Origin of the sequence: Chitinophaga agrisoli, from assembly GCF_008386695.1 — a bacterium.
GTDB lineage: Bacteria > Bacteroidota > Bacteroidia > Chitinophagales > Chitinophagaceae > Chitinophaga > Chitinophaga agrisoli.
Genome location: NZ_VUOC01000002.1, coordinates 464,112 through 477,849, shown reverse-complemented (window position 1 = coordinate 477,849; position 13,738 = coordinate 464,112). Strand labels below are relative to the sequence as shown.

Below are 13,738 nucleotides of genomic sequence, written 5' to 3'. Positions count from 1 at the left end.
AAAATTACCTGATGAATATGAAGCTACCACGTTTACGTATAAAAGGGCAGCGGATCTGGATGCTGACGGCGCTGGTGATCCTGGCGATCGTTTTCAGCTTCTGCCATATCAAGATCACGAAGGTGACCATACCCGCCACCGCGGTGGTGGGCGATGTGGTGCCTATTAAACTTGACCTGGACCTTTCCTGTAATTCAGACGGATCGGATAAACTGATCCTGGGCGTGCTGATGCCCAAAGGCTGGAAGGGTACGCAGAACCTCACCGCCAGTTATACCGGCAGTAAAGGCAATGGCAATTTTGTAATGACGCCGCTCAGTACACTGGCGCCGCATGGCGATGGTAAGAACTGGCCGGATTATATGCGGGCTACTTTTGGTATTGCCGGCAACCTGATAGATGATATGGAATGGGTGGTAATGCAGTCTGATGTGCCGTTCAGCTATGCCAACGGCGACAAGATCACCGGCTCCCTGAACCTTCAACTGAAAGTAGGGGCGGATAATAACCCCACCATTGTAAAACTGGCCTATGTAGTGGCTAACACCACCAACGGCTTTACCTCTGATGGCAATGTGGACGCCGGTTATGGGGCCACGGCAGAGTACTATAATGAATACATCGGGGATTGTTTTACGGTGACCGGTGGTACCGGCGACCTGGTGGACTTTTGTAATCCGCAGCTGACCACCGTTTCACCGCCAAAATCGCTGGACAACGACCTGGTGACGCTGACCTTCAACTCCAATGTGATCAAAACCGATCTTACCGGCAGTGACGCGGTTTACCTGTGCGCTACGGGGATCACCAATGATGGCCGTACCATCATTATCTGTGAGCAAACGGATAAGACCATCATGAAACCTACCAGCGGGGGCCGGTATGAGATCACCATCTGGCCACGGGCTTTCTTTGGCGTAAATGACAGTCAGACGCTTACCAATATGACCTATTTCATCACGGATAAAACCGGTACTAAAAAGATAGGATATGGTAATACATCTGCCCCCTTCACCTATAAGTTTAAATGCGGATGATCTTTAAGTTATCGCTAAAACCAGCATCTATGCGTTATTGGTACTACAATATATGCCTGATAGGCGTGGCCTTTTTATTAGGCTTACCGCAAAGCGTGCTTGCCTTTCAGTCACCACAGGACTCCACCCATCCCGGATGGGCAAATGGCACTGTTATAAATGCATTCAATGATCCGCTGACCGGCGTAAAGGTCAGCATAAAAGATAAAAACATTTCCGTATTAACAGATGAGAACGGGCATTTTGCAATAGATGCGCCGGCCGGTACAATACTGGTATTTGCCGCAAAGGATCATTATACCAGCGAACTGCCGGCAAGAACAGGAAAGCCGATGACCGTTAAGCTGGCGGATGCTTTTCTACGATCGCCAGATAAAGTGGATATGCTCTACGAACGGGTAGACCGTTCCAGGGTACTGGGATCAGTAGCCACTGTTTATACGAGCCAGCTTACTACCACACCCGCTTCGCTATACGTGTATGCGTTTCCCGGGCAGCTATCCGGCGTGTATACCAAACAAAACAGCGGTTTCACCAGTTTTAATGTCACTGATATCTCTTCTTCCGCTATTATCGGCCAAACCCTGGTGAATGAAACCTCTAATAACAACCGGTCTACAGACAATGCGGAGATCGCATTGAGCGTGCGTGGCCAGACGCCCATTACCGTAATTGATGGCGTGCAACGGGAGATCTCTTCCATTGATCCGGAGTCCATTGAATCGATATCCGTGCTAAAGGATGGCTTTTCTACTTTGTTGCTGGGCAATAACAGCTCGCACCCGGTGGTGCTGGTCACCACCAGGAGGGGAGAGATGGGCCGCCCGCATATTACGTTCACCGCGCAATCCGGCGTACAGCAGCCGCTGGGCCTTCCCAAGCCATTGCCTGCCTACCAGTATGCGTACCTGCAGAATGAGATGTTGATGAACGATGGCAAACCCGCCCTGTATTCCGCAGAGGATTTCAACGCTTACCGGCAGCATACAGATCCGGTGGGGCATCCGGATGTGAACTGGTTTAAAACGCTGCTGCGGAATAATTCTCCTATTTCTAATTATAAGCTGAATATAAACGGCGGCACCAATGTAGCCCGTTACTCTGTTTCCCTGAGCTATTTTGACCAGGAGGGTATTTTTAAGACCAGCCCCTCCGTTAACTACAGCACCAATAACAGCCTGAAACGGTATGTGATCAATTCTGATATAGGGGTGCAGGTAAATAAAAACCTGAATGTAGACCTGCAGCTGTTTGGCCGTGTACAGAATACCCGGGAGCCGGGCAGCGATTATGTGGGCCTGTTATCCGCCATATATTCCACGCCCAATAATGCATATCCGATCTATAACCCCAATGGCACATTTGGCGGTAATAACATAGGTGGCAATACGGGCCCTTACAGCAATAACCTGCTGTCGAGGTCCCAGTTCTCCGGTTATACGCAGAATAATACCAATGATATCCTGGCCAATGTAGACCTGAACTATAATTTAAACAGCGTATTACCCGGTCTGAGCGCAAAGCTGAAAGGCAATTTGTCTTACCAGTCCATCACCGCGCTGGACAGGAGCCTGCAGAACCCTACCTATGCTTTCGATGATGGTAGCTATGTACTGTATGGCACTACCTCCGCACAGAAGAATGCTTTCCATACCGTGTTCACTTCCCGGCAGGCGTTTGCGCAGGGCAGCCTGAATTATGAAAGAAGTTTTAACAAGAGTAATGTAAGCGCGCAGGCATTGTATGACCGGAAATCTATCGTGGCTAACTATGATCTGACTTCGAGCACGAGCAATGCGGGGATCAGGGCCGGATATGATTATGATAAGAAGTATTTCATCAGCGCCACGCTGATAGGCAGCAGCAACAACCGCTATCCGCCGGGTAGCCAGTGGGGCCTGTTCTACGGCGCCGGCCTGGGTTGGGAAATGGGCCGGGAGGATTTTATAAAGGATCTTTCCTGGATCAGCGGATGGAAATGGCGGGCTACCTATGCGAGAACGGGCAATGCCAATATCGATATGAATTCCTCCCTGTATTATGCCTATTCACAGACCTACGGCACCAACTACCATGATAAGAATTTCCCGGTAGGCACCGGTTATACGACGGTGTACTATCAATATGAAGGTACGCTGGCTAATCCTTATATCACCTGGGAAAAAGGGGACAAGTTTGATATAGGAACGGATATCTCCTTTATAGATAATCATCTGCAGCTAACCGCGGATTATTATCATGATACCTATTCCGATGTGCTGGGTTACCGCGGTAATTCCGTTGCATTGCTGGGCACTGCCTATCCGCTGGAGAACATTGGCAGGAACCTTTACCAGGGCGTAGAGCTAACGCTGACCTATAACAATCATATTGGCAACTTCAATTATTTTGCCACTGCCAACGGCAGCCTGGCCTATTCCAAAATACTGTTCAATGACGAACTGGCCACGCCGTTTGCCTGGAACCGCAGAACAGGGTTACCGGTAACAGGTACTTTTTATGGCTATACCGCGCTGGGGCTTTACCAGGACGCGGACGACGCGGCAAAAAGCGCACATATAGCCGGGTATACACCGCAGCCGGGAGATATTAAATACAAAGACCTGAATAAGGATGGCGTCATTGACAATTTCGACCAATCCACCATTGGCGGCACCAAACCGCTGGCTTTCTTTGGCCTGACGCTGGGCGGCAACTACAAGGGCTTCAATTTTAGTTTCATCATACAGGGGGTGGGTAACCGGCAGATCAGTGTACAGAATGACGCCATTGATCATTTTGGGCTGGATTTCTCCACCACGAACCGCCAGACCTATGAGGGCGCTACGGGCCGGTGGACGCCGGAAACAGCAAACAGCGCCACCTTATCCAGGCTGGCCGTATCCGCTGCCAATAACAATGCGATGTTCTCCAGCTTTTACCTGCGGAATGGCAACTATGTGCGGCTCCGGAATGCGGAGATCGGCTATTCGCTGCCATACAGCCTGCTGAAAAGGGCGCGCATCTCTGGTCTGAAGATCTTCCTGGATGGCGAGAACCTGTTCACCATTGCCGGGTTTAAAGGCGTAGACCCGGAAGTGATGCCGTCTTTTTATCCTATTCAACGGGTGCTGACCGCCGGTGTAAGTATTAAGCTATAAATGAGACTGAGCCATGAAAAATACTAACAATAAAATAATAACCTTCCTGCTGCTGGCCGCCATTATGGGCGCTTGTAAAAAATACGAGCAATTCCCGGTGGATAAGGTAACAGGCAACTATGTATTTGACCCGCTGGATTCTGCGGGGGTAAATGCGCAGAACTTCCTGTACAGCGTGTACGCGATCGTTAAGAACGGGCATAACCGCGTGGGCGGCGATTACCTGGATGCGGCGTCTGACGATGCGGTATCTTCCAAAACAGGCACCGGCGTTGCCATTACGCTGATCTCCACGAATGCAGTGACCTCTTTTAATTTTCCGGGATCAGAAAATTTATGGGAAGGCACCAATCTTTCCCAGCCGCCGGGCGCTACCGGTCCGCCGGAATCATTCTGGGCAGGGATCCGCAATGCCAATATAGTGATCAATAATATAGGCGTGGTGCCGGTTAAGGGCGGCCTGCCCAACGGTACCACCACCGCCCAGGTATGGCGGAGCGAAGCCCGGTTCCTGCGCGCCTATTTCTATTTTGAGCTGGTAAGGCGTTATGGCGGTGTGCCCCTGATGGGAGATAAGGTATACAATATTGCTGATAACCTGGACCTGCCCCGCAGCAGTTTTGCAGACTGTATCAGCTATATCGTAAAAGAGTGCGATGCTATCAAGGACAGCCTGATCACCGCCCCGGTAGCAGATGCCGATAACTACCGCGCTACCAAAGGCGCCGCCATGGCCCTGAAAGCCAAAACATTATTGCTGGCGGCCAGTCCGCTGTTTAACGGTGGTAATATTGACAACGGCAATCCGCTCACCGGTTATACCAATTTTGATGTGAACCGTTGGACCCTGGCAGCGCAGGCGGCAAAAGATGTAATAGACCTGAACACGTATTCCCTGGACCCTTCGTTTACGGATGTGTTCCTCACGCAGAACAACAGCGAAAGGATCTTTATCCGGCCGGGTAGTAATACCACCAGTATTGAAACCAATAATGGGCCGGTAGGGTTCCAGGCGGGGGGTACTGGTAATACCAGTCCTACGCAGGAGCTGGTAGACGCTTTCCCCATGAAGAATGGTTTACCTGTCACAGACCCCGCCTCCGGTTACCTGGCTTCCGATCCCTACAGCGTGTTATCTGACGCCAAGCGTGATCCGCGTTTTAACGCTACTATCCTCTATAACGGGGCGCATTGGCTCAACAGCACCATGCAGACCTATGAAGGGGGGATCAGCAAACCCAACTCCACCCTGCAGCAAACAGTAAGCGGTTTTTATATGCGCAAGTTCATGGGCGCTTTTGAGGATGCCAGTACCTACAGCAACCACTCCTCTGACTGGATCATACTGCGTTACGCGGAGGTTTTGCTGGCCTATGCGGAAGCCCGTAATGAAGCAGAAGCGGCCCCGCAGGCGGATGTGTACCAGCAGTTGTATGCCATCAGGGCCCGCGCGGGTATAGACCCCGGCGCAGGGGGCAACTATGGACTGACGCCTAATATGACGCAGGCTGCCATGAGGGCGGTGATACAAAATGAATGGCGGATAGAGTTCGCATTTGAAGAGCACCGGTTCTTTGATCTCCGCAGATGGAAGCTCGCGCAAACGGTGCTGAACAAACCGCGTACAGGCGTTTCGATCGTAAAGAACGGCGGCGATTATACGTACAATCCTGTCACGCTGCTGAATACTGTTTTCCAGGAGCGTCAATACCTGTATCCCATCCCTTACAATGAAACGGCCAAGAACCCGAATATGAAACAGAATCCGGGATGGTAGGCACTCAATTATTAAAATTATAAACAAACAAATATGCGGAAAATAATACTGCTGATTTGTGTGATGATACATCTACTTCCCGCCTTGCTGCTGGCGCAGGGCCGGGTGATCACCGGGCATGTGCGGGATCTGCAGGGCCCCTTACCCGGGGTAACGGTGACGGAGAAGGGTATGCCGGCAAACGGGGCTGTTACGGACCCTGGCGGTAAATTTAAGGTTACTTTAAAAGGACATACCAATGTGCTGCGGTTCCGCTTCCTGGGTTATGTGACCCGCGAGATCAATGTGGCCGGCGAGCATGAGGATGTAGATGTTACCCTTTCTTCCGATAACCAGGCGCTGGATGAGGTGGTGGTGGTAGGTTATGGCAAAACCACCCGTATTACCAATACTGGTTCTGTGAGCACCATTAATGCGGCAGAGATCAGGAACGTACCTACTGCGAACGTACAGAATGCACTGACGGGCCGTTTACCGGGTTTCTTCTCCCAGCAGTCATCCGGTCAGCCCGGTAAAGATGCTTCTGATTTTTATATACGCGGTATCAGCTCATTGAACCCTGCGGGTAACAAACCCCTGATCATTGTAGATGATGTGGAATATACCTATGATCAGCTGCAACAGATCAATGTGAATGAGATCTCTTCCATCTCCATATTAAAAGATGCGTCTACCACCGCTATATACGGTATTAAAGGCGCTAACGGCGTATTGGTGGTGACTACCAGGCGGGGTAAATTAGGCAAACCGCAGATCAACGTACGGGTGGAAAGCGGCGCGCAAACGCCTACCAAGATCCCTAAATTCCTGAATGCTTACCAGTCTGCCAGTCTTATTAACCAGGCAGAGATCAACGACGGCCTGGCTCCTGAGTTTACACAGGAAGACCTGGACCTGTACAAAAACGGGCAGGACCCTTACGGCCATCCGGACGTAAACTGGTACGATGCGATCTTTAAAACATACAGTTTCCAGGAAAATACCAACCTGGATATCTCTGGCGGTAATGAAACGGTGAAATATTTTATCTCCGGCGGGGCGCTGAACCAGAACGGCCTGGTGCGCACTTTTCCTGATCCGCGGGGCACGGTGAATACGAATTACAATTTTAAGCGGTACAATTTCCGGTCTAACCTGGATCTGAAAGCCAATAAGACCTTAACCATGCGGTTGGATGTGACCACGCGTTTTTCTACCACCAACTCGCCCAATGTATCCGCGGCGAGTGCGTTGTCAGAGGTGTTTGATTTTAGCCGCGTTACGCCATTTACTGCGCCATTCCTGAACCCGGATGGATCTTACGCCTATGCCTATTCCCGTTTTAACACCGCGCACCTGCCTACGCTGAATGCAAGATTGGCCACCGGCGGCTACCAGAATGCGAAGAGAACAGATTATAACATTGTGTATAATGCCACGCAGCAGCTGAATGCCATTACGGAAGGGCTTTCTATCACCGGGCGTATTGCCTATTCCAGCCAGGAACAATATACAAGGGGCACGGGTAACTATGGGCCCATACCATCATATCACTATGATGCCGCTAACAAGACCTACCTGCTGAATCCAGCCGGCACGTATGTATTCCCGAATATCTATTACAGTGGTAATACAAATATCTATAGCACCAACGTTAACCTGCAGTTGTTCTCCAATTACGACCGCACGTTTAACCAAAAGCACCATGTAAGCGGGCTGGTATTACTGAACCAGCAATCGCAGACATTCAGCGCTTATGATAACCTGGATCCGGCATCGGTAGGTATTCCCGCTAAGTTCCAGGGGATCTCCTTTTCCGGCAATTATGAATATGCCGGTAAATACCTGCTGGACCTGAAGGCCGCTTATAATGGCACGGACCGTTTTGCCGCCAATCACCGTTTTGGCCTGTTCCCTGCCATTGGCATAGGGTATAACCTGTCTGGCGAAAAGTTCTTTAGAGAAGCTTTCCCGGTGTTTGGCCTGTTCAAGATCCGTGGTTCTTATGGTATCGTAGGGTCTGATGTGGCGCCTAATAACAGGTATATCTATACGCAGAACTATATCCAGAACCCGGCAACTTATCCGTTTGGAGAATCCCCTTCCTATTACACCATGTTCTATGAGGGCAACCTGGCCAATAATAATGTGGTATGGGAAAAGCAAAAGGAAACCAACCTGGCGCTGGACATCAACATGCTGAAGGATAACCGGCTTTCCGCCACCATTGAGTTATTCCGGAATATCCGTTATGACCAGCTGATCGTTCCCAATAATGTACCGGATATTATCGGTATAGGGTTGCCGGCCGTGAATACAGGCCGTACGCGTAACCAGGGTTTTGACGGGCAGATCGCTTATCACAGCAGTATTGGCAATGTGCAATGGGGATCCAGTTTTGTATTCTCTTATGCAAAGAACAAGGTATTATACCAGAGCGAAGCATCTCCGGCTTATCCCTGGTTGATGCATACCGGTCAGCCGTTGAACCAGCCGTTTGGCTATCACAGCCTGGGTTATTATACGCCGGAAGACCTGAAGAATGTAGCCGCCTACCAGGCTGCCAATGGCGGCAGCAATGCCGGTAATAAGGATATAGCCATCCCGGATAACGGCTTGCCGCTGCATCCGGGTGATCTTAAATACCAGGACCTGAACAAGGATGGGTTTATCAACGTTTTTGACCAGCGCGCCATTGGGCATCCCAATCTGCCCAATACCAACCTGGGTCTGAACCTGCAGGCATCTTACAAAGGGTTCAGCGCCAGCATACTGTTACAGGGCTCTTTCAATTATAGCTTTATTATTACCGGCACGGGTATAGAACCATTCATTGGGCAGCTGCAGCCCATTCACCTGGAGGCCTGGACGCCGGAGACTGCGGCCAGTGCGGGGTACCCCAGGCTTACCACCAATAAGTCATCCGTGAACAGCCCTACTTATTATCCTTCGGATTACTGGCTGGTGAATGCGCATTATATCCGCCTGAAAACAATAGATATCGGTTACCAGTTCCCGACAAAGATGTTGCCTTTTAAACTGAACAGCGCGCGGGTATACCTGAGCGCCTACAACCTGTTCACCTGGGATAACTATCGTAAATACCAGCAGGATCCGGAGATCAGCACCAATACCGCCGGGGATGCTTATATTAACCAGCGAGTGCTGAATATTGGTTTGCAGGTGAGTTTATAAAACAGCTACGTATGTTCGCGACAATCGGAGATCTTATCAGTTACCTGTTGCAGCTGGATGTAAAGCTGAATTTGCAGACATTCGGCGCTGTGATGGCCCTGGCATTTGCCGGGGCCTATATAGTGTTTACCAGCGAGTTTAAGCGCAAGGAAGCAGATGGGACCATCCGTGGGATCGTTATAACAGAAGAGACCGGGCAACCTGCTTCCTGGCTGGAGCTGTTGCTGAATGCGGTGCTTGGTTTTTTGCTGGGGTACAAGGCGCCGGGGATCTTGTCATCCCTTTATCATGGTACAGACCCGGCGCCGGGTTTGTTATCCCTGCAGGGCAGCCTGGTATGGGGGATGGTACTGGCGGCGGTATGGGCCATCTGGATCTATACAGATCGCCGTAAGGCCATATTACCGGAACCGGAGGCAGTAACGCGGGTGCAGCATCCCTACCAGCTGATGCCCTATATCACGTTTATGGTAGGGATCTGGGGCTTTTTGGGCGCCAAGTTGTTTGATACGGCGGAGCATATCCAGGAGCTGCGGTATGTGCCCTGGCAGGTGTTGCTGGCGCGCAGCGGTTTTACCTACTATGGCGGGTTGATCTTCGGGATCCTCACTTTCCTCTATATCGGCTACCGGCATAAGATCAAAATGATCCATATGCTGGATATCGGTTCTCCCGGTATGATGCTGGCGTATGGCATTGGCCGTATTGGCTGCCATCTTTCCGGGGATGGCGATTGGGGCATTGTTAACGGGCATGTAAAACCTGGTTGGCTGCCGCAATGGGCCTGGTCCTTTACCTATCCGCATAATGCCATTGACGCCGGCGTGTATATACCGGGTTGTACTTCGCTGCATTGCCATCAGTTACCTATGGGTGTGTATCCAACGCCGCTGTATGAAGCGGTTGGCTGTTTACTGTTGTTCACCACCATGTGGATCATCCGCAAAAGCATTAAAACGCCAGGGGCGCTGTTCTATTTATTCCTTTTACTGAATGGTGCGGAGCGTTATTTTATAGAAATGCTGCGTATCACCCCAAAATATCAATTGCTGGGCATACAGCTTAGTCAGGCGCAGCTGATCGCCCTGTTATTCATAGCGGGCGGACTGGCCGGATTTGTTTGGTTAAGCGCCAGGTATTATTTTTCATACCGGAATAAAACGCATGTTATGAAAAAATGGATGCTTACCGGTGCCGGTCTGTTATTGTTTTGCGGGCTGCAGGCCCAAACGCCGGACCTCGCCAATCTACGTTTCAAGGTGGAAGAAGCCCCCGAATGGTCTGCGCTCTTTATCAGGAATAACGGCTGGTTTGGCGGAGACGGGATCTATAGCATACCGCTGAACGGGGTAGAGCACCAGCAATCGGATAGCCTGCTGTTCATTTTCAGCGATTCCATGATCGGTACAATTGAGAATGACTCCCTGCTGCCTGGTTCCCGGATGGTACATAACACGGTGGCCATCCTGGGCAAAAATGCGCCCGATATAGGCAGCATGCATTTTTCCTGGGCCGTTGATGCCAAAGGCGAAGCCGCATCCGTATTTGAGCCGCATACGCCCAATACGCAGCCAAGGGATTATTACTGGCTGGGAGATGGATTTGTGAACCAGGAACTGAACAATACCCTGTACATATTTGGTTACCGGGTGCGCAATGTATCTGACGATGCCTTTGGCTTCAGGGAAGTGGGTAATACCCTTATTAAAATACGCGCCGGCGCAAAGCCGCCGTTTACCGGTTATGAGCAGATGGATACCCCTTTGTTCTTTAAGAATAAGGCCGGTGATATCGGTTCTTTTGGCGCTGGTATCTATGTGAATACCAAACAGGCAAAAGCGCCTGCGCCGGATGGTTATGTATATGTATACGGCGTGCATGGACTGGGAAAACAAATGGTAGTGGCCAGGGTGAAACCGGCGGATTTTGAGCATTTTGATCAATGGGGTTTTTGGGATGGTCATGGCTGGAATAAGGATATGAACCAGATGGCCGCCGTAACGGATAAGGTATCTAACGAATTAAGCCTGTCGCCATTGCCGGATGGCCGTTATGCCCTCATTTTCCAGGAAGGCGGGATGGGTACTACCATTGGTATGCGTATAGGCGCCAGCCCCATAGGCCCTTTTGGCCCCGTTATAAAATTATGGGATTGCAGCAAGGACGCGGAGGAGAAAACCTATGTAATGTATAATGCCAAAGCGCATCCCGGTATCTCTAAACCGGGGGAGCTGCTGATCAGTTATAATGTGAACTCAGTAGAATTTCTGAAAGACTTGCACAAGCATCCGCATTTATACCGTCCGCGGTTTATCAGATTAAAATTAGACAATTGATGAAGCCATTACTATTAAGCTTGTCGCTGTTTTATGTACCGGTTATGTGCGCGTATAGCCAGGATAACCTGGTAAAGTATGTAAACACCAGGCAGGGCACCAATAGCAAATACGAATTTTCCTATGGTAATACCTATCCGGCCACTTCTTTGCCTTTTGGCATGAACACCTGGACGCCCCAGACGGGTAAAAACGGAGACGGCTGGAAGTACCAGTATTTTGTACATACCATCCGCGGGTTTCAACAATCGCACCAGTGCAGCTCCTGGGTAAATGATTATGCGGTGTTTTCCCTGATGCCGGAATCCGGCGAGCTGGTAGTAAATGAAGATACCCGGGCAGCTGCCTTTACACATGAGCAGGAGATTGCCCAGCCCAGCTATTATAAAGTAAGCTTTGATAACGGCATAAAGACGGAGATCTCGCCCACAGAAAGAGGCGCACATTTCAGGTTTAGTTATCCTAAAGGCAGTAAAGCCTTTATTGTATTGGATGGTTATACAAAAATGAGCAGCGTAAAGATCTCCCCGGCAGAACATAAGATAAGCGGTTATGTGAACAATTGCCGCTGGGCCCCGAAGGACTTCCGTAATTATTTTGAGATCATTTTTAATAAGCCTTTTAAAAGCTACGGTACCTGGGAAAACCGGCATAACACCGTCAATGCCAATAATCAGGAAGCGGAAGGAGAGGGCATGGGCGCTTATATAGAATTTGCGCCCGGACAAGTGGAGGCCAAAGTAGCGTCTTCCTATATCAGCCCGGAACAGGCATCGCTCACCTTAGCCAAAGAACTGGGCGGCTACAAAAACTTTGACGCCACCCACCAGGCCGCGGATAAAGTATGGAATACCTTGCTGGGCCGGATGAAAGTAGAGGGCGGCACGGAAGAAGAAAAAGCTACTTTTTATTCCTGTATGTACCATGCCAATCTGTTCTCTCATCAGTTCTTTGAATATGGGAAGGATGGGCAGCCTTATTATTATAGTCCCTATGATGGCAAGATCCATAACGGTTATATGTATACGGATAATGGTTTCTGGGATACTTTCCGGGGACAGTTCCCCCTGAACACCATTATGCATCCTACCATGGAAGGCCGTTATGCGCAGGCCCTGCTGGATGCGCAGGAGCAATGCGGCTGGCTGCCCTCCTGGTCTTTTCCTTCGGAAACCGGCGGTATGCTGGGTAACCACGCCATCTCTTTACTGACAGACGCCTGGGTAAAAGGTATCCGTACTTTTGACCCGCTGCAGGCGCTGCGGGCCTATTATCACGAAGCCACCAATAAAGGCCCCTGGGGCAGCGCCAATGGCCGGCCGGGGTGGAAGGAATACTACGAAAAAGGATATGTGCCTTTCACAAAAGAAACCCTGGGCGCCACTGCCTGGACCCTGGAATTTGCTTATGACGATTTCTGCGGCTATCAGCTGGCGAAAATGAATCACCAGTTTTATTATGAAGGGGTGTTCGCGCGGCAGATGTACAACTACCGGAACCTGTTTGATTCCACCACCCGTTTTATGCGCGCAAAAGACGCGGAAGGCAACTGGATCACGCCTTTTGATCCGCTGGACTGGGGTGGGCCGTATACGGAAGGCAATGCCTGGCACTGGACCTGGTCTGTGTTCCATGATGTACAGGGGCTGATCAATCTCATGGGCGGTGATAAACCGTTTGTGGACAAAATAGATTCCGTATTCAGCACGCCGGGTACCATCAAGGTAGGCGGGTATGGACAGGTGATCCACGAAATGACGGAAATGGCCGCCTTTAAAATGGGACAGTACGCCCAGGGCAATGAGCCCATCCATCACCTGGTATACCTCTATAACTATGCAGGGCAGCCATGGAAAGCGCAGCAGCATGTACGGCAGATCATGAAAGATATGTATAACGCCAGCGAGAACGGTTATCCTGGCGATGAGGACGAAGGGCAGATGTCATCCTGGTATGTACTCAGCGCCGCTGGTTTTTACAGTGTATGCCCGGGTACGGATCAGTATGTGTTAGGCAGCCCGCTATTCCCGAAGATGACCATCACGCTGGAGAATGGGAAGGCGTTTGTAATAGAGGCGGAAAATAATAGCCCGGATAATGTGTATATTCAATCCGCTACGCTGAATGGCCAACCCTGGTCACACAACTGGATCACCCATTCGGCCATTACAAAAGGAGGTACGCTGCACCTGGTAATGGGGCCAAAGCCCGCGTTACAAAGGGGCATAGCGACAGCGGACCGTCCTTTTTCACTGACCGCAATCAAATAGTAAC

6 protein-coding genes are annotated in these 13,738 nt (G+C 50.4%); all 6 read left to right on the top strand.

Going from position 1 to position 13,738, the window contains the following annotated elements:
• Positions 1 to 17: 17 nt before the first annotated feature.
• The 6 genes from F0L74_RS09280 (at position 18) to F0L74_RS09255 (ending at position 13,734) form a co-directional block, all read left to right on the top strand.
• Positions 18 to 1,037 (top strand): DUF4961 domain-containing protein, encoded by a 1,020-nt coding sequence (locus F0L74_RS09280; RefSeq protein ID WP_188315935.1) that lies wholly within the window; start codon positions 18 to 20, stop codon positions 1,035 to 1,037.
• Complete coding sequence (locus tag F0L74_RS09275; RefSeq protein WP_149837581.1) at positions 1,028 to 4,177, top strand: SusC/RagA family TonB-linked outer membrane protein; 3,150 nt, start codon at positions 1,028 to 1,030, stop codon at positions 4,175 to 4,177. Before F0L74_RS09280 ends, F0L74_RS09275 begins: the two co-directional genes overlap by 10 nt.
• Before the next feature lie 13 nt (positions 4,178 to 4,190).
• On the top strand, positions 4,191 to 5,954 hold the full coding sequence (locus F0L74_RS09270; RefSeq protein ID WP_149837580.1) for a RagB/SusD family nutrient uptake outer membrane protein: 1,764 nt from the start codon (positions 4,191 to 4,193) through the stop codon (positions 5,952 to 5,954).
• A gap of 63 nt (positions 5,955 to 6,017) precedes the next feature.
• The gene (locus F0L74_RS09265) at positions 6,018 to 9,128 is read left to right on the top strand and encodes a SusC/RagA family TonB-linked outer membrane protein (RefSeq protein WP_246197667.1); all 3,111 of its coding nucleotides are present in this window, start codon (positions 6,018 to 6,020) and stop codon (positions 9,126 to 9,128) included.
• An 11-nt stretch (positions 9,129 to 9,139) separates the two neighbouring features.
• The gene (locus F0L74_RS09260; RefSeq protein WP_149837578.1) at positions 9,140 to 11,464 is read left to right on the top strand and encodes a prolipoprotein diacylglyceryl transferase family protein; all 2,325 of its coding nucleotides are present in this window, start codon (positions 9,140 to 9,142) and stop codon (positions 11,462 to 11,464) included.
• Positions 11,464 to 13,734: a GH92 family glycosyl hydrolase gene (locus tag F0L74_RS09255; protein ID WP_149837577.1), complete on the top strand. Its 2,271-nt coding sequence runs from the start codon at positions 11,464 to 11,466 to the stop codon at positions 13,732 to 13,734. Before F0L74_RS09260 ends, F0L74_RS09255 begins: the two co-directional genes overlap by 1 nt.
• The last annotated feature ends 4 nt before the right edge of the window (positions 13,735 to 13,738 follow it).

Bases quoted from the DNA above. Each gene is read 5' to 3' on its own strand.
- F0L74_RS09280 (WP_188315935.1), top strand. From the start codon at position 18: ATGAAGCTACCACGTTTACGTATAAAAGGGCAGCGGATCTGGATGCTG.
- F0L74_RS09255 (WP_149837577.1), top strand. From the start codon at position 11,464: ATGAAGCCATTACTATTAAGCTTGTCGCTGTTTTATGTACCGGTTATG.
- F0L74_RS09265 (WP_246197667.1), top strand. From the start codon at position 6,018: ATGATACATCTACTTCCCGCCTTGCTGCTGGCGCAGGGCCGGGTGATC.
- F0L74_RS09275 (WP_149837581.1), top strand. From the start codon at position 1,028: ATGCGGATGATCTTTAAGTTATCGCTAAAACCAGCATCTATGCGTTAT.
- F0L74_RS09260 (WP_149837578.1), top strand. From the start codon at position 9,140: ATGTTCGCGACAATCGGAGATCTTATCAGTTACCTGTTGCAGCTGGAT.
- F0L74_RS09270 (WP_149837580.1), top strand. From the start codon at position 4,191: ATGAAAAATACTAACAATAAAATAATAACCTTCCTGCTGCTGGCCGCC.